15 protein-coding genes are annotated in these 15,825 nt (G+C 65.2%); 10 read left to right on the top strand and 5 right to left on the bottom strand.

What is annotated here, in order from left to right:
* Positions 1-271: 271 nt before the first annotated feature.
* Both ACQPXH_RS24255 and ACQPXH_RS24250 read left to right on the top strand, forming a co-directional pair.
* Entirely contained in the window at positions 272-1,261 is a 990-nt protein-coding gene (locus ACQPXH_RS24255) for a phosphotransferase family protein (protein ID WP_433603565.1), read from the top strand.
* Positions 1,262-1,410: 149 nt separating this feature from the next.
* Complete coding sequence (locus tag ACQPXH_RS24250) at positions 1,411-2,541, top strand: NDMA-dependent alcohol dehydrogenase (protein ID WP_433598793.1); 1,131 nt, start codon at positions 1,411-1,413, stop codon at positions 2,539-2,541.
* A 64-nt stretch (positions 2,542-2,605) separates the two neighbouring features.
* Here the strand turns inward: ACQPXH_RS24250 and ACQPXH_RS24245 are convergent, their stop codons facing one another.
* Positions 2,606-3,793 (bottom strand): serine hydrolase domain-containing protein, encoded by a 1,188-nt coding sequence (locus tag ACQPXH_RS24245; protein WP_433598792.1) that lies wholly within the window; start codon positions 3,791-3,793, stop codon positions 2,606-2,608.
* Between the two features lie 85 nt (positions 3,794-3,878).
* Between ACQPXH_RS24245 and ACQPXH_RS24240 the strand changes: the two genes are divergently transcribed.
* Together ACQPXH_RS24240 and ACQPXH_RS24235 are read left to right on the top strand one after the other, a co-directional pair.
* On the top strand, positions 3,879-4,709 hold the full coding sequence (locus tag ACQPXH_RS24240) for a serine hydrolase domain-containing protein (RefSeq protein WP_433598791.1): 831 nt from the start codon (positions 3,879-3,881) through the stop codon (positions 4,707-4,709).
* 120 nt (positions 4,710-4,829) lie between these two features.
* The gene (locus ACQPXH_RS24235; RefSeq protein WP_433598790.1) at positions 4,830-5,363 is read left to right on the top strand and encodes a DUF3145 domain-containing protein; all 534 of its coding nucleotides are present in this window, start codon (positions 4,830-4,832) and stop codon (positions 5,361-5,363) included.
* 147 nt (positions 5,364-5,510) lie between these two features.
* On the opposite strand, the gene ACQPXH_RS24230 is transcribed toward ACQPXH_RS24235, so the two are convergent.
* Positions 5,511-6,005, bottom strand: a complete 495-nt coding sequence (locus ACQPXH_RS24230; protein WP_433598789.1) for a YbhB/YbcL family Raf kinase inhibitor-like protein — start codon at positions 6,003-6,005, stop codon at positions 5,511-5,513.
* A gap of 123 nt (positions 6,006-6,128) precedes the next feature.
* Positions 6,129-6,707 carry a DUF2267 domain-containing protein gene (locus ACQPXH_RS24225; RefSeq protein ID WP_433598788.1) on the bottom strand — a complete coding sequence of 193 codons (579 nt, stop codon included), beginning with the start codon at positions 6,705-6,707 and terminating at the stop codon, positions 6,129-6,131.
* Positions 6,708-6,933: 226 nt separating this feature from the next.
* Between ACQPXH_RS24225 and ACQPXH_RS24220 the strand changes: the two genes are divergently transcribed.
* Both ACQPXH_RS24220 and ACQPXH_RS24215 read left to right on the top strand, forming a co-directional pair.
* The gene (locus ACQPXH_RS24220; protein WP_433598787.1) at positions 6,934-8,244 is read left to right on the top strand and encodes a bifunctional o-acetylhomoserine/o-acetylserine sulfhydrylase; all 1,311 of its coding nucleotides are present in this window, start codon (positions 6,934-6,936) and stop codon (positions 8,242-8,244) included.
* Positions 8,245-8,268: 24 nt separating this feature from the next.
* Entirely contained in the window at positions 8,269-8,706 is a 438-nt protein-coding gene (locus ACQPXH_RS24215; RefSeq protein ID WP_433598786.1) for an ATP-binding cassette domain-containing protein, read from the top strand.
* 9 nt (positions 8,707-8,715) lie between these two features.
* On the opposite strand, the gene ACQPXH_RS24210 is transcribed toward ACQPXH_RS24215, so the two are convergent.
* Entirely contained in the window at positions 8,716-9,453 is a 738-nt protein-coding gene (locus ACQPXH_RS24210; protein ID WP_433598785.1) for a GNAT family N-acetyltransferase, read from the bottom strand.
* 576 nt (positions 9,454-10,029) lie between these two features.
* Between ACQPXH_RS24210 and ACQPXH_RS24205 the strand changes: the two genes are divergently transcribed.
* Positions 10,030-10,473 carry a nitroreductase/quinone reductase family protein gene (locus ACQPXH_RS24205; RefSeq protein WP_433598784.1) on the top strand — a complete coding sequence of 148 codons (444 nt, stop codon included), beginning with the start codon at positions 10,030-10,032 and terminating at the stop codon, positions 10,471-10,473.
* A gap of 132 nt (positions 10,474-10,605) precedes the next feature.
* Positions 10,606-11,052 (top strand): MarR family winged helix-turn-helix transcriptional regulator, encoded by a 447-nt coding sequence (locus tag ACQPXH_RS24200; RefSeq protein WP_433598783.1) that lies wholly within the window; start codon positions 10,606-10,608, stop codon positions 11,050-11,052.
* A gap of 3 nt (positions 11,053-11,055) precedes the next feature.
* On the opposite strand, the gene ACQPXH_RS24195 is transcribed toward ACQPXH_RS24200, so the two are convergent.
* A complete protein-coding gene (locus tag ACQPXH_RS24195) occupies positions 11,056-12,297 on the bottom strand; it encodes a PucR family transcriptional regulator (RefSeq protein WP_433598782.1) in 1,242 nt (413 codons plus the stop codon).
* A gap of 168 nt (positions 12,298-12,465) precedes the next feature.
* On the opposite strand from ACQPXH_RS24195, the gene ACQPXH_RS24190 reads away from it, so the two are divergent.
* Both ACQPXH_RS24190 and ACQPXH_RS24185 read left to right on the top strand, forming a co-directional pair.
* Complete coding sequence (locus ACQPXH_RS24190; protein ID WP_433598781.1) at positions 12,466-13,917, top strand: class I adenylate-forming enzyme family protein; 1,452 nt, start codon at positions 12,466-12,468, stop codon at positions 13,915-13,917.
* Positions 13,918-14,007: 90 nt separating this feature from the next.
* Positions 14,008-15,819 carry a DUF3556 domain-containing protein gene (locus ACQPXH_RS24185; RefSeq protein WP_433598780.1) on the top strand — a complete coding sequence of 604 codons (1,812 nt, stop codon included), beginning with the start codon at positions 14,008-14,010 and terminating at the stop codon, positions 15,817-15,819.
* Positions 15,820-15,825 lie beyond the last annotated feature (6 nt).

The following is a 15,825-nucleotide window of genomic DNA, read 5'->3' as shown; positions in this document are numbered from 1 at the left end:
TGTTGTCATGTGCCTTCAGTTAGGTTCGGCGCGTGACTGGGCCCTACTATGGCCGATGCGAGGCGCAGAGGTGAGATCGTGATGGTTATTGAAATTCATGCTCTCAGGCGACAACTGATTTGGAGAGAACATGGGTAACTCATCGGGTACGCCCAGAACCGAGCAACCCGCTGAACCGCCGATCCGCGACGCGACTGGTGGGGCGCTCACCGATCGGCCAGAGGTCCGGGAAGGCGGGGGAGCCGTCGACTTCGCCGTCGTCGGTAAATGGATGGACGAGCAGGGTCTGCCTGCCGGTGAGTTCGAGGAAGTGACCGCGCTCGGCGGCGGCACGCAGAACATCATGCTGCGCTTCGCGCGCGGCGGTCAGGACTACGTGCTGCGCCGCGGCCCGAAACACCTGCGCGCCAAGAGTAATGACGTCATCCGTCGCGAGGCCCGGCTGCTCGGCGCGCTCGACGGCACCGGCGTGCGCGCGCCGAAGGTGATCGCCGCCTGCCCGGACGAATCCGTCCTCGGCGCGGTGTTCTACCTGATGGAGCCCATTACCGGCTTCAACCCGCAGAACGAACTGCCGGAACCGCACGCGGGTGATCCGGAGATCCGGCGGCAGATGGGCCTGTCCGCGGTGGAGGCCATCGCCCGCCTCGGCTCGCTCGACTATCAGTCGCTCGGCTTGCGGGACTACGGCAAACCGGACGGCTTCCTGGAACGTCAGGTGCCGCGCTGGCTCGGTGAACTCGAGTCCTATGCGGCGAATGCGGGGTATCCGGGCCCCGCGATTCCCGGCGTGCAACAGGTCGGGGAGTGGCTGGACCGGAATCGGCCCGCGCAGTGGACGCCCGGCATTTTGCACGGCGACTGCCACCTGGCCAACATGATGTTCTCCTACGACGGCCCGGAGGTGGCCGCGATGGTCGACTGGGAGATGTCGACCATCGGCGACCCACTGCTCGACCTCGGCTGGCAGATCGCGACCCGCCCGGAGCCCGGCACCACGGGCGCGGCGTTGATCGGCAAGCTCGGTGCGGTCGGCGGTCTGCCGACGCCGGAGGAGATGATCGAGCACTACGGCAAGTTCTCCGATCGCGACCTGAGCAATGTCACCTGGTACACCGTGCTCGCCTGCTTCAAGCTGGGAATTGTGCTGGAGGGCACGCATGCTCGCGCATTCGCGGGCAAGGCGCCGAAGCAGGTCGGTGACTTCCTGCACGCCATCACACTCGAGCTCTTCGAGCGGGCGCATCGTCTGATGGAGTGAACGGCGGCTGTCGGGATCTTGCCGATAGCTGGCTGGGTTGTGTCAATCCGTGTCGACGAATTTTCGGTCGAGTACTAGAACGCGTTACAGTTTTCTCGTACTGTGGGTGCAGTCACATAGAAGCCCGTGCATGCGAGAGGTCGACACGAATGAAGACGAAAGGCGCGATCCTGTGGGGGACCGACCAGCAGTGGTCGGTCGAGGAGATCGAGGTCGGCGATCCGGTATCCGGTGAGGTACAGATCCGGATGGAAACCGCCGGTATGTGCCACTCGGACCACCACATCGTGACCGGCGCGACGCCGATGCCCGCATTCCCGGTTATGGGCGGCCACGAGGGCGCGGGCGTGATCACCAAGCTCGGGCCGAACTGCCCCGCCGATCTGCAGGTCGGCGATCACGTGATCCTGTCGTTCATTCCGGCCTGCGGTCGCTGTCCGGCGTGTGTGAGCGGCAATATGGCGCTGTGCGATCTGGGCGCGGGCCTGCTGATGGGTCAGGCGATCAGCGACGGCACCTACCGCATCCAGGCGCGCGGTGAGAATGTCATCCCGATGTGCCTGCTGGGCACCTTCGCGCCGTATATGACGGTGCACCACACCTCGGTGGTCAAGATCGACCCGAACATTCCGTTCGAGGTCGCCTGCCTCGTCGGCTGCGGCGTCCCCACCGGCTTCGGCTCTTCCACCCACGTCGCCCAGGTCGCGCCCGGCGAGACGGTGGTGATCGCGGGTATCGGCGGTGTCGGCATGAGCGCGCTGCAGGGCGCTGTGCTCTCCGGTGCGTCCAAAGTCGTTGCCATCGACCCGAATCCGTGGAAGCGCGAGCAGGCGCAGAAGTTCGGCGCGACGCACACCTACGAGAGCATGGCCGCCGCGATCATGCCGCTGATGGAGGCCACCGAGGGCCGGATGGCGCAGAAGGTCATCCTGACCATGGGTGAGATGCACGGCGAATACATCGAAGAGGGCCTCATTCTCACCGCCAAGGCCGGCACCCTGGTCGTCACCTCCATGGGCCGCATGGACGAGAACGACGTCAAACTGAACAGCTTCCTGCTGTCGATGCTGCAGAAGACCGTCAAGGGCTGCATCTTCGGCGGTGGCAACGCCCGCCAGGACGCGCCGCACCTGTTGTCGCTGTACAAGTCGGGCCAGCTGAACCTCGACGATATGGTGACCCGTCAGTACGCCCTGGAGCAGATCAACGAGGGCTACCAGGACATGTTGGACGGCAAGAACATTCGCGGCATCATCAAGTACACCGAGGCCGACTGGTAAATCGCCGGGTCACCGCTCGGCGAGCCTGGCCGCGACGAACCGGCTTGCCCAGCGGAAATCTCGGTCAGACGGGGCAGCGGAGTAGGGCGTTGCGGAGGTTGCGGCTGCGGACGTCGTCGAGGACGGCCAGGCCCAGGCGGTTCATCGAGTAGCCGAAGCCGAGACCGGTTGCCGGATCGGCGAACCCGAAAGAGCCGCCGAGGCCCGTGGTGCCGTAGGCGCGTTTATCCGAGCCGAAGCTGAACGAGCCGCGGGATTTGCGGAAGCCCAGGTGATAGCGAGACTTGGTGTGCAGCACCAGATCATCGGCGGGCACATCGTCGGCGGCCGCGGCGGCGAGCCGATCGAGCACCGTATCCTCGATCGGCAGCGCACCGGTGCGCCCCGCCGCCGCGCCGTACGTCTTGGCCAGCGACCTGGCATTGCCGACGCCATTGGAACCCGGCATCTCCAACTCGAGCAGTGCACGCCTGCGCGCCCGCACCGGTGCGCCGATGCGCGGATTGGTCAGTGCCGCATGGGAAAGTCCGCGCTTGGCGAAGATCTCCGCGCCGATGCGCACCGGAATATCGCGCTCGTAGCGCAGGATGTCCACACCCTCGGTGGCGGCCAGGGTGGCGATCCTTTCCATGCTCTGTTCGGCGGGCAGGCCGATGAAGAAGTCCAGGTCGAGCGGTTTCGCGATTTCCTCGGCGAAGATCCGTCCGAGTGTGCGATGTTCCGGATCGGCGCGGCGCACGAGTTCGCCTTGATAAAGGCCCAGGGTGATGGCGTGATAGCCGTGTCGCGTGCCCGGCCGCCACGCGGGCCGCTGCGCCGCGAGAATCGTTGCGAGACCGTCGAGATCGGCGATCTGCCGCAGCCGCACCACGGTGTCGAGTCCGGAAAGTCCGGCCTGATGGTCGATCAGCTGACGCACCGTGACCGTGCCCTTGCCCTGCGCGGCGAACTCCGGCCAGTAGTTCGCGACCGGTTCCTCGTAGTCCAGCAGCCCCTTCGACACCATCGTGGCGACAACGAATGCGGCCATACCCTTCGTCGAGGAGAAGACCGGCACGATCGTGTCGCGCTCCCACGGCAGGGTCCGGCGGCGGTCACGATGACCTGCCCACAGGTCGACCACCGGGCGATCGCCCGCGTAAACGGCCACGGCAGCACCGATTTCGCCGTGCCGGGTGAAGTTGCGGCGGAAGGCGTCGGCAACGGGGCCGAAACCGGCCGCGACATCGCCGTGGATGGTGGGTTCGCTCATGATCGGTTGATGGTACCGGCGGTACCGACTTTCCCATGCAGACGGTGCGGACACGCCGGGAACGGGCGTCTCGTACGCTCATTTCGTGCGTGCATTCGAGCAGATCAAGGACTGGCCCGTTCGGCATGCGGCGGCGGGCGTCGTCACCCGCGACGGTGCGCAGACGGCAGGTGATACCGAGCGCATATTCCCGCTCGCCTCGGTGACCAAGCCGCTGGTCGCCTACGCGGTGCTCGTCGCGGTGGAGGAGGGCGCGATCGAACTCGATCAACCCGCTGGTCCGCCGGGAGCTACCGTCCGGCATCTGCTCGCGCACACTTCCGGCATCGCCTTCGATACCACCGAGGTGATTGCCGCGCCCGGGACGCGGCGCATCTACTCCAGCGCGGGATTCGAAATTCTCGCGGCCTTCGTCGCGGAGCAGACCGGGATCGCGTTCCCGGAGTACTTGCGTGAGGCGGTATTCGAGCCACTCGGCATGACGGCGTCCGTGCTGGCCGGTCCGGCCGGACACGCGGGCCGGTCCACTGCGGCGGATCTGGTGCGCTTCGGTGCGGAACTGCTGGATCCCCAGCTGATTTCGGCGCAGACCCACACCGAGGCGACCACGGTCGCGTTTCCCGGACTCAACGGTGTGCTGCCGGGTTACGGATCGCAGCGTCCCAACGACTGGGGACTCGGATTCGAGATTCGCGACGGGAAATCGCCGCACTGGACCGGCGGATCGAATTCCGCAGGTACCTATGGCCATTTCGGGCAGTCCGGCACATTTCTGTGGGTCGATCCCGAATCAGGGGTGGCGAGTATCGCTTTGAGCGACGAGAATTTCGGCGACTGGGCTCGGGAGGCATGGCCCGTCTTTTCCGATGCGGTGATCGCCGAGGTGATCCTCGCCCGGAACTCGGTTGCGAAGTAACAGGTCGGACACGCCTCCGAAGTAACATGTGTAACTCGGGGCACTCCAGTACACTCGGGCAACGCCAGTACGACGGATCGTTGGGGAAGACGTTTCTCGTCGAAGCTGGAGGTGTCAGTGGTGCGCGCATCGAGTCAGTTCGCGGACGCGGCGGCGGGTGTGGTCTATATCCACTCATCGCCGGCTGCGCTGTGCCCACATATCGAATGGGCACTCACCTCGGCGCTCAGCTCACCCGCGAAATTGCGCTGGACCGCACAACCCGCCGACGGACAGCTGCGTGCGACCACCGACTGGATCGGTCCGGTCGGGACCGCATCCCGAATTGCCCAATCCTTGCGTTCCTGGCCGGTTCTGCGCTTCGAGGTCACCGAGGACCCCAGTGACGGCGTCGACGGTGAGCGCTACAGCTTCGTGCCCACCCTCGGTCTCTGGCGCGGCTCCACCTCCGCCAACGGCGATGTCACCATCGGCGAAATGCGTCTGCGCGCCATGCTGCAGGCCAACAATGAACTCGGCAACTACACCGGCTATGACCTGGCAACCGAACTCGACCGCGCTCTCGGCACTCCGTGGGACGAAGACCTCGAGATCTACCGCTACGGCACCGAATCCGGCGCCGAGGTGACCTGGCTGCGCCGCGACGTCGGCTGACCGATCGCTCTTTCAGCGTGATGGCCAGCCGAGGTTTGGGGGAGTCGGGGGCGCGCGGCAGCCCTCGGCCACCCCGCTGTCGCGCGAGGACTAGTCGCGCCTGCGCGCCGAGGCGATCGGGGCGTAAGAATGCGCGGTCCGGGTGGATCAGGCGGCGAAGAGGCCGACCAGGGTGCCGCTCGCGATGACGTGGTCCGTGATGGCGGAGCGGACCACGTCGGCCGTGGTTTCCTTGGTGAATCCGGGCTTTTGGTCCAGGGCGTAGAGGCGGAAGAAGTACCGGTGTGGCTGGTCGCCGGCCGGCGGTCGCGGACCGCTCCAGCCGATTTCGCCGAAGTCATTGGGGCCCACGACGGCCATGGGCGGCGGTGCGTCCGCCCGGACACTGGTCGCATTCGGCGCGATGCCGGTCATCAGCCAGTGGGTGAAAGGGCCGCCCGGTGCGTCCTCGTCCTCACACAATAGGACGAGTTCTTCGGCGTCGTCGGGGATGCCACTCCACTCGAGCGGCGGGACAACGTTTCCGCCGTCATAGGAGTAGCGGTCCGGAATCGTCGCGTGGTCGGTGAACGCGGCACTGTGCAGGTCCGCGCGGGCCGGCGTCCGTTGCACGTCGGATCGCTGGCTGGTGGGATTCGCCATAGTTTCCTCCGGTCGATCGATGGTTCGGAAGCTGCCTCGGAATCGGAGAGGTTCACGCTGATCTCGTACTCGCCGAGCAGCGTCAATGTGCGGGTTACCGCTGGACTATCTGTTAAACCGTGGCTAATAGACGGCCTCGTATTTACCGGTCTGATCCGATGACATACCGGCCAGCCGCTGATCGATGCGCGCGAGCGTATCCGAGAGTGACTCGACCGACCGTTCCAGTCGATCCAACCGGTCGGCCGTACGGTGCCCGGCCGTCTTGGGTGGGGCCGTTCCGGGGGACAACAGGAGCTCGCGCAGTGCGGGTGGCAGTTGTTCGAGGGCGTGCTCCAGCGTGCCCGGGGAGAACCGGTCCCGCAGCGCCGCGCTCAAACAGGTCACCGTAAATGGCACATCGCCATCGGAGATCGTGGCCTCCGCGGCGAACAGCTGGACGAATTCGGATCGGTCGTAGCGTTTCGGAACGTCGCTCGGACGCCAGCCCTCGTAGTAAATGCCGCGCAACAGCTCCGGGAGCTGCGCGCCGAGATGCGCTGCCGCATCCACCGTCAGACGGTCACGCACCGTATGCAACCACGCGCGGAGCACGCGGTACGCATAACGGCGATCACTGGTCCCCAGGCACTCCATAACGGTGTCGAGCCAGATTCGCGCTGTCTGTTCGGTGTGGGCGAATGGGTCACCTCCGCGGTTCATTTCGCCTTCCCTTCGGTCTCGTGAATCCACTTCCCAGGGTAGGCCGATCGAACCCGTCATATGTGTCATAACCGCAGCTCACGCCTATCCGACCGGTCTGCGCGCCTGATCGGGTAGCACCCCGTGACGAACCGTGACCGCATAGGGCGCTGCCTGCGGCCCGGATTCGGTTCCGGCTGAATGTAATTCTCGACGCCGCGCCCGGCTCTTCTTAGTATCCGTTGATGTGACCACCAGCGACCAGACCCAGGCCGACCCGAGCGCCGACTGGAGCTTCGAAACCAAGCAGATCCATGTCGGACAGGTGCCGGACGGTACGACCAATGCCCGCGCGCTGCCGATCTACCAGACCACTTCCTACACGTTCCGGGATACCGCGCACGCTGCGGCGCTGTTCGGTCTCGCCGAGCCGGGCAATATCTACACCCGCATCATGAACCCGACCCAGGATGCCGTGGAACAGCGGATCGCGGCGCTGGAGGGCGGTGTCGCGGCGCTGCTGCTGGCATCCGGACAGGCCGCGGAGACCTTCGCGATCCTGAATATCGCCGGTGCGGGCGATCACATCGTGTCCAGTCCGCGGCTCTACGGCGGCACCTACAACCTGTTCCGGTACTCGCTGCCCAAACTGGGCATCGAGGTCAGCTTCGTCGACGATCCGGACGATCTGGACCAGTGGCACGCGGCGATCCGGCCGAATACCAAGGCGCTGTACGGCGAAACGATCTCCAACCCGCAGAACCACATCTTCGACATTCCCGGCATCGCCGAAATCGCCCATGCCGCAGGCGTTCCGCTGATCCTCGACAATACCGTCGCGACGCCGTATCTGATCCAGCCGCTCGCCCACGGCGCCGATATCGTGGTGCATTCGGCGACCAAGTATCTGGGTGGCCACGGTGCGGCCATCGCGGGCGTCATTGTCGACGGCGGCACCTTCGATTGGACCAGCGGCCGGTTCCCCGGTTTCACCACGCCGGACCCGAGCTACCACGGTGTGGTGTACGCCGACCTCGGCGCTCCCGCCTATGCCCTCAAGGCCAGGGTGCAACTGCTGCGCGATCTCGGCTCGGCTGTCTCGCCGTTCAACGCCTTCCTGATCAGCCAGGGTCTGGAGACGCTGAGTCTGCGGATCGAACGGCATGTGCAGAACGCGAAGGCGGTGGCGGACTTTCTCGCGGCCCGTCCGGAGGTGACCTCGGTGTCCTACGCCGGGCTGCCGTCCTCCCAGTGGTACGAGCGCGGCCGCACCCTCGCGCCCAAGGGCGTCGGCGCGGTGATCGGCTTCGAATTGGCCGGTGGGGTCGATGCGGGTAAGCGTTTCGTCGAGGCGCTCACGCTGCACAGCCACGTCGCCAATATCGGCGATGTGCGTTCGCTGGTGATCCATCCGGCCTCGACCACGCATTCCCAGCTGACTCCGGAAGAGCAGTTGGCGGCGGGTGTCACCCCGGGCCTGGTCCGTCTCGCGGTCGGCATCGAGGGAATCGACGATATCCTCGCCGATCTCCGCGGCGGATTCGCTGCCGCTCAATAGTCGACGTGTCACCCACTGCCGGTCGTGCCGCCGGGGTCGCATTGCGCGTCCTCGGCCGCTGTTTCGGCGCCCTATACCGTCCTGCGCGACATCGAATTGCAGATCGCGCCGGGTGAGGTGATCGCGCTGGTCGGTCCGTCCGGCAGCGGGAAATCGACACTGCTGCGGGTCATCGCCGGGTTGGACGGGCCGACCGAGGGCGAAGTCGTGCTGAACGGTCGGCTCATGCGTGGCGTCGACCACTCCGCGCGGTGGTTTCCAGGAGCCGCGGTTGCTGCCGTAGCGCGACCTCGCGGGCAACGTCGCATCGGGACTGCCACCGACCATCTTGCGGACCGAAGGCGAGGCCGAGTGCGGCGTGGACTCGAGATCGGCGGCCTGGCCGGATTCGAGGGACATCGGCGCGACAGGTGTCCGGGGGCATGCTGGAACTTCCTGCGCTACCCGAGCCGCACGGAGTGATGTCGGCGGCTAGTTCGGCGTAGATGCTGACCCGGTAGACGATGGCGCCTGCACGATCGTCAACAACGAACGCTTGCGCAGGGTGAATCCCAGCGTCTCGTACAGACTGATCGCCGTCGCATTGTGGGCGACGGCGTGCAGGAACGGTGTCTCGCCGCGCGCCCGGATCCTCGCGCCGACCGCACGGGTCAGCCGAGAGGCGAAGCCGCGGCCGCGGAATTCGGCGTCGGTGCACACCGCGCTGATCTCGGTCCAGCCCGGCGGGTGCAGGCGCTCGCCCGCCATTGCCACCAGCCTGCCGTGCACCCGAATCCCCAGGTAGGTGCCCATCTCGATGGTCCGAGGCGCATACGGGCCCGGCTCGGTGCGGGCGATCAGCTGCAGGATCTCCGGCACATCGGCGGCGGTGAGTACCTCGAGTTCCGGATCGTGGGTGACGCGAAGCGCGGTGCCGTCCATTTGCACCGAACCGAGTTCGTTCAGCACGGTCCAGTCGTCCGGCGGCACATGGCCGTTGCCACGCAGTGCGGTGCTGCCACCCGGTCCGAGCAGGGTGGCCAGATCGGCCCAATCCTGCTCGTCCAGCACCGGTGGATGACCGATGAACCTGGCGACCTCCGGGTCGTAGCGGCCGATGCGGCCCACCCAACTGGCGAAGCGGCGGTGCTCACCGCGCAGCGATGCTCGCACCGGGTCGTCGAGCGGGTGCAGTGGGGTATTGATGTCGATGGTCGACTCGGTGGTCATCGCGCACTCCTCCGCAACAGGGTCCGACCTGAGAACGTTAGCGAGGCGCACGAGTGTCGGCACCGGTTGTGCTCAGCGGAATTTCTATCCGGTGGTAGTCGACTCGCAGCGCATTTCCCCGCGCTCGAGCTGATCTGACACCACCGGGTCGTTCCCCCCGAATAGCGCCTGGCCACGCCATATGTGGCCAGCGCGGAGTCAGACCCGGCAGCACCACCATCGTCGTGGCCCACCCGTTTGGCGACCGCCGCCGCTGCCGACCTCATTTGGTCGTCGGCGACGGCCGCCTGCTCCAAATCGGCTGCCACACCGACCTTCTCGAAGTCGACGGCGCCTATCGCAAGCTGTGGTCGTCCTACGTCGGCGACGAATCGTCGGTGGGCAGCAGCAGATGACGTGCTCGGCTGCCAGGTGCTGTTCGGCGAGGCGCATCCATGGAATACGCCAACGCCGGCGCGTCCGACTGTCCGGGCAGTGATAATCGCCGACGTCGGTCGCTTCGTCCAGGAGCGACCCGCGCTGGTATGTGAAATATACGATATGAAACTCATATAATCTTCAACTAGGATTGTGTGCATGAGTGCAGATAGTTACCGTCGGACAACCAACACCATCAACAAGGTCATCGTCGGGCTGCAGCGGATAGGCATCGCCTTCGGCCCGATGCAACTGCTCACGGTCGCGGGGCGGCGCAGCGGGCAGTTGCGGACCTTTCCGATCGCGGTGAACCAGCTCGACAGCGGACGCTTCATCTTCCAGGCATTCCCGAAGGCGGCGTGGGTCGCGAATGCCCGTGCGGCAGATATCGTTACGCTGACGCGCGGTCGAAAGTCGTCGACGGCTCGCCTGGTCGAGGTGCCCGTCGACGAGCGCCCGCCGCTGCTGCACGAATTGGTGTCGACGAGTCCGAAGAGCGTCGGCCAGCGTTTCGTCACCACCGGACTGGCCGATGCCGCCACTCCGGATGGCGTGGCCGCATCGGCGCATCGAATCGCGGTCTTCCGCGTCGTGTCGGTCTGACGGAGCGAATCGCACACGGCGGTGAGCCGTATCTGCCCCTCGCCTACGTATGATACGAAAACCGTATGAACGTAGGCGAGGTGGCGGACATTGAGTTCAGCAGGTCGTACATCGACGCGCAGCCGTCGGCGATTGACGGCCGACGTGCGGGAAGCATTGCGTGACTTGAATATTCAGCTTTCGCTACTCAATCGACGGTTCGGCGGACGGGTCGAACTCAAGGACGTCGACTGGACCTGCCTCGATCTGATCGACCGCCACGGCCCCATGTCCCCGACGGCATTGGCGCGCCGCGCCGGACTGCATCCCGCGACCATGACGGGAATTCTGGATCGCCTGCAGAAGGGCGGATGGATCGTCCGCGAACGCGACCCGGACTCCACGGATCGTCGCGCGGTCACCTTGCATGCGGTGCGCGAACGGAATTCCGAACTGTTCGAGCTGTTCTCCGGCATGAACAACCGCATGGATGAACTCTGCTCGCGCTACTCCGAAGCCGAACTCGAGGTGATCGCCGACTTCCTGCAGCGAACCGGGGTGGCGGGTCAAGAGGCCGCCCAGGAGTTGGCGGGAGGGTGAGGATCAGGTGCGTCGGCGCTCCGGTCGATCCAGTCCGAGCTGTGCGCAGGCGAGCAAGGCGACCTCGATTTCGAGCCGGTTCTCCGATACCGGGTGGCCGAGGATTTCCTCGGCTTTGCGGACTCGGTAGTGGACGGTGTTCTTGTGCACGTGCATGCGGGTGGCGGCATCGGTGAAGCTGCCGCGGGCATCGAGGAAGATCTGTACCGTCTCTCGCAGCCGGGCGGTCGCCTCATCGTCGCGCATGAGGTCGCCGAGCACGCGATCGGCGAAGGCCCGGACATCGGCGAGATGGTCGATCAGCAGGCTGGCCAAGGCAATTCGGGAATGTAGGGTGAGCTGACGGTCGAGGTGGGTGGTCGCGATGGCGACGCCACGGGCGCGCTGTGCGTCGCGAAAGGTGCGACGGAATCCGTCGAGCCCGGTGCCGGGTTCCCCGACTGCCATGCGCAGCGTCGGTCGCGTGCGCAGCTCGCCGTCGAGCCGATCGGCATCGAGATCTGGTTTGCCGGTGGAGGAGATCCAGGCCCAGCAGTTCTGCTCATCGACGGTGATCGTCAGCGCGGTCTTTCCGGTGGCCGCGGACAGCGTCGCCGCGCCCGCGCGCAGCAGACCGGCCGGGTCGGGGGAGCCCGGTGGTATCCAGATGACGGCGGCGAGGTGCCAGCCACGCAGTGAAGTCGCCAGCATCTGTTCGGCCGATGCCAGATCGAGTTCGTCGGTGTCGAGTACGGCACGGATCTGTGCGGCGCGCGTGGCATCGGAGCGGGTGTCCCAGCGGCGGCGTTCGTTTTCGTAGATGTCGATGATGCCCTCGATGACCTGGTCGATGTAGCTGTTGACCAGCAGGGCGATCCGGCTCATGGTCACCAGAGCCTCGTCGGCGGACCGATCCAATTCGCGCAGGATCGTCATGGCCTGCTGCAAAAACATGTGTTCACCGAGGCGATAGGCGCGCAGCAGCGCTTCCAGGGACATATCGTGCTGGGCGAATCGGCGGGCGTATTCGGCGGCGGCCGGTGGCACGGTGATGTCGTCGATGGAGATGCTCAGGGCCAGCATGTCGATAATGGCGACGAGATTGGACGAGGTGCTGGCGACCATCAGCCGCCGCACCTCGCTGTCGTGCCGGAACTCCGGGATGACATCGACGAACATCGAGGTCATCTCGACGATCAGCCGCTCGAGATCGGCCTTGATACTTCCCGCGACCTCGCGCACGATCGGGTCCACGCCGGCACTCATAGCCGGACAGTAACCGACGGCATGGTCGGGTTCGGCCGTATTCGGAAACCCTTTGTGCCCGCAGTACAAAGCCGTCGGTGAATTCTGGGATACCGGCCCGTAGTCGAGGGTCGGCTGGGTGCCTACCGTGGGAATGTAATACCGATCACACCTGATGGTGAGGAAATCGTGCACCACATCGCTGAATTGCCGGATATCAGAGCCGAACGGAATCCGACCGGTCCCTGTATCGCGGATGATTGTGAGCAGTTGGATAATCAGGCCTTCGCGGACCGTGTGCGCGCGGCCGCCGCCGTTTTATATGGGCATGGAATTCGTTCCGGAGATGTCGTGGCGGCGGCGCTGCCGAATAGAATGGAATTGGTGATAATTCTGTTCGCCGCATGGCGTCTCGGGGCAGCGGTCACGCCGGTGAATCCGGACCTGACGTTCGACGAAGCGCGTTATCAAATCGAGGATGCCGCGGCGCAGGTGGTGATCACCGAAGGTGGGCGCGGCATCGGGACGCTGGATGTGGCCGAGATGGCCGGGCGGTCGGCAAATACGGACGTCATGATGGATTCAGCTGTCGGAGATGGTCTGGCGTTGCTCATCTATACGAGCGGTACGACCGGGCGGCCCAAGGGTGTCATGCTCGATCACGGCAATATCGCCGCTATGTGCGGCATGATCATCGACGCGCTGCGCTTGGACGAGTCCGATCACAGTCTGCTCATCCTGCCGTTGTTCCACGTCAACGGGATCGTGGTGAGCGTGCTGTCGCCGCTGCTGGCGGGCGGTCGCGCGAGTATCGCCGGGAGGTTCTCCGCATCGACATTCTTCGACGTCGTCGCGCGGGTCCGGCCGACCTATTTCTCCGCGGTGCCCGCGATCTACGCGATGCTGGTGTCCCAACCGGAACAGCTGCGCCCGGACACCTCGTCGCTGCGCCGGGTGATCTGCGGTGCGGCGCCGATGCCCGCCGAATTGATCGCACGCTTCGAAACCCGGTTCGGTGTACCGATCGTCGAAGGCTACGGATTGTCCGAGGGCACCTGCGCCTCGACGCTGAATCCGCCTGCGGGGCAAAGGAAGCCGGGTACCGTCGGTCTTCCGCTGCCCGGGCAGACCGTCGCGATCATGGATTCCGGCGGCAACCTGCGCACGGACGGATCGCCCGGCGAGGTGGTGGTGCGCGGGCCGAATGTCATGCGCGGCTATCTCGGCCGGCCGGACGCGACCGCAGGCACCATCGTCGACGGCTGGCTGCACACCGGGGACGTGGGCCGGTTCGATGCCGACGGCTACCTGGTGCTGGTGGACCGGATCAAGGACATGATCATCCGCGGTGGCGAGAACATCTATCCCAAGGAGATCGAGAATGTCCTACATGCCCACCCGAGCGTGTTGGAAGCGGCCGTGGTCGGCGCGCCCGATCCGGTCCTCGGCGAGGTCCCGGTCGCCCATATCGTCCCGCTGCCCGGTTCGGTAGTCACCGAGGCCGAGCTGATCGAGCACTGTCTGCGGTCGCTGGCCCGCATCAAGGCGCCGGTATCGATTTTCCTCGCCGACGGACTGCCCAGAAATGCCGTCGGAAAGATCGATAAACGAAAACTCCGTGCACTCGCGGCGAGTGCATAGCAGATCCGCCCGGTCGCACAATCCGTAATCACCGGTATTTCGGATGCGGCTCGTGCCTGCCCGAAATCCTGCCAATGAAAGGTTCGAACAATGGGATTCAAAGAGGCGGACTTCCCGCCCGTCGATCCGGAGACATTTCTCGACAAACCGCTCATGGAGCGCATGAAAGCACTGGCCCTGCATTGGGTGGAATACGGATTCGGCACGCCGAAAATGATCCACACCATCTATATGGTCAAGGTGCTGATCCTTTACGTTCTGGGCGGTACCGCGCTGGTCACCTGGACATCGGGCGTCGGCCCGTTCTGGGATGTGGCGCACTGGTGGAACCAGCCGATCGTGTATCAGAAGCTGATCCTGTGGACGGTGCTGCTCGAAGCGATCGGCATCGCCGGATCGTGGGGACCGATCGCGGGCAAATTCAAGCCGATGATCGGCGGCATCCTGTTCTATGCCCGGCGCGGCGCGATCCGGCTGCGGCCGTGGCGGCGGGTGCCGTTCACCGATGGCGATTGCCGCACCGGTGTGGATGTGCTGCTGTATCTGGCATTCCTGGCCAGTCTGCTGGTGCCGATCCTGCTGCCGGGAGTGCCGAGTGCCGCGCTGAGCGACGCGGTGCCCGACAACACCACCGGCCTGGTGCAGCCGGCGCTGCTGATCGCGCCGATTGCGCTGTACATCCTGTGCGGGTTGCGAGACAAGACGATCTTCCTCACCGCCCGTGGTGAGCAGTACCTGCCCGCGCTGGTGTTCTTCGCGGTATTGCCGTTCGTCGACATGATCATCGCCGCGAAACTGCTGATCTGCGTGGTGTGGATCGGGGCGGGGATCTCCAAGTACGGCTACCACTTCAGCAATGTCGTGTCGGCGATGACCTCGAATGGTCCCTGTGTGCCGTTCAAGAGCGTCAAGCGGCGGTACTACCGCGACTTCCCGCGCGATATCCGGCCCTCGAAGCTGGCCTCGCTCACCGCGCATGTCGGCGGTTCGGCCGTGGAGATCGCCACCCCACTCGTGCTGCTGTTCGCCACCAACCGGTGGATCATCCTGGCGGCGGTGGTGCTCATGGTGATGTTCCACCTGACGATCATTTCGATGTTCGCGCTGGCGGTGCCGCAGGAATGGAATGTCATCTTCGCTTACCTGACGGTGTTCCTGTTCCTGGGCTTCCCCGCCGGGGACGGCTATGCCGTCACCGACATGTCCTCGCCATGGTTGACCGTCGCGATCGTCGCGGTTCTGGTCTTCTTCCCGATTCTGGGCAACCTGCGTCCGGATCTGGTGTCTTTCCTGCCGTCGATGCGCCAGTACGCCGGAAACTGGGCTTCGGCACTGTGGGCCTTCGCACCCGGTGCGGAGGAGAAGCTGAACGCGCTGCCGCACCGGCCGACGAAGAACCAGATCGACCAACTGCAGGCCATGGGCTATCCGCCCGCGGTCGCCGAGATCACCATGCAGCAGACCATCGCGTGGCGGTCCATGCACAGCCAGGGCCGCGGACTATTCTCCCTGCTGCTGAAGAACATCCACGAAATCGACCGCTGGACGGTGCGCGAGGCCGAGTTCGGCTGCAATTCGCTGATCGGCTTCAACTTCGGCGATGGCCATTTGCACAATCTGGACCTGATCAACGCCGTACAAGCGAGGATCGGATTCGAACCCGGCGAATGGGTCATCGTCTGGGTCGAATCACAGCCGATCCATCGGGGAACCCAGGAGTATCAGGTGATCGATGCCGCGCTCGGCGTCATCGAACGCGGCACCTGGCGGGTCCGCGACGCGGTGGCCGCCCAGCCGTGGCTGCCGGACGGCCCGATTCCGCTGCAGGTCACCTGGCGGCGGGAGGAGGCGTTCCGCGCCTTGTCCGGCAGGGCCGAACCGGAGTCGGAAATGGTGTCGTAGTGCCTG

Source organism: Nocardia sp. CA-135953 (genome assembly GCF_050955735.1).
Classification (GTDB): Bacteria; Actinomycetota; Actinomycetes; order Mycobacteriales; family Mycobacteriaceae; genus Nocardia.
This window is presented reverse-complemented; position numbering and strand designations above follow the sequence as displayed.

Coding starts and splice junctions, on each gene's coding strand:
- ACQPXH_RS24205 (WP_433598784.1), top strand. CDS start 10,030: ATGAGTGCAGATAGTTACCGTCGGACAACCAACACCATCAACAAGGTC.
- ACQPXH_RS24255 (WP_433603565.1), top strand. CDS start 272: ATGGACGAGCAGGGTCTGCCTGCCGGTGAGTTCGAGGAAGTGACCGCG.
- ACQPXH_RS24195 (WP_433598782.1), bottom strand. CDS start 12,297: ATGAGTGCCGGCGTGGACCCGATCGTGCGCGAGGTCGCGGGAAGTATC.
- ACQPXH_RS24250 (WP_433598793.1), top strand. CDS start 1,411: ATGAAGACGAAAGGCGCGATCCTGTGGGGGACCGACCAGCAGTGGTCG.
- ACQPXH_RS24210 (WP_433598785.1), bottom strand. CDS start 9,453: ATGACCACCGAGTCGACCATCGACATCAATACCCCACTGCACCCGCTC.
- ACQPXH_RS24245 (WP_433598792.1), bottom strand. CDS start 3,793: ATGAGCGAACCCACCATCCACGGCGATGTCGCGGCCGGTTTCGGCCCC.
- ACQPXH_RS24225 (WP_433598788.1), bottom strand. CDS start 6,707: ATGAACCGCGGAGGTGACCCATTCGCCCACACCGAACAGACAGCGCGA.
- ACQPXH_RS24185 (WP_433598780.1), top strand. CDS start 14,008: ATGGGATTCAAAGAGGCGGACTTCCCGCCCGTCGATCCGGAGACATTT.
- ACQPXH_RS24230 (WP_433598789.1), bottom strand. CDS start 6,005: ATGGCGAATCCCACCAGCCAGCGATCCGACGTGCAACGGACGCCGGCC.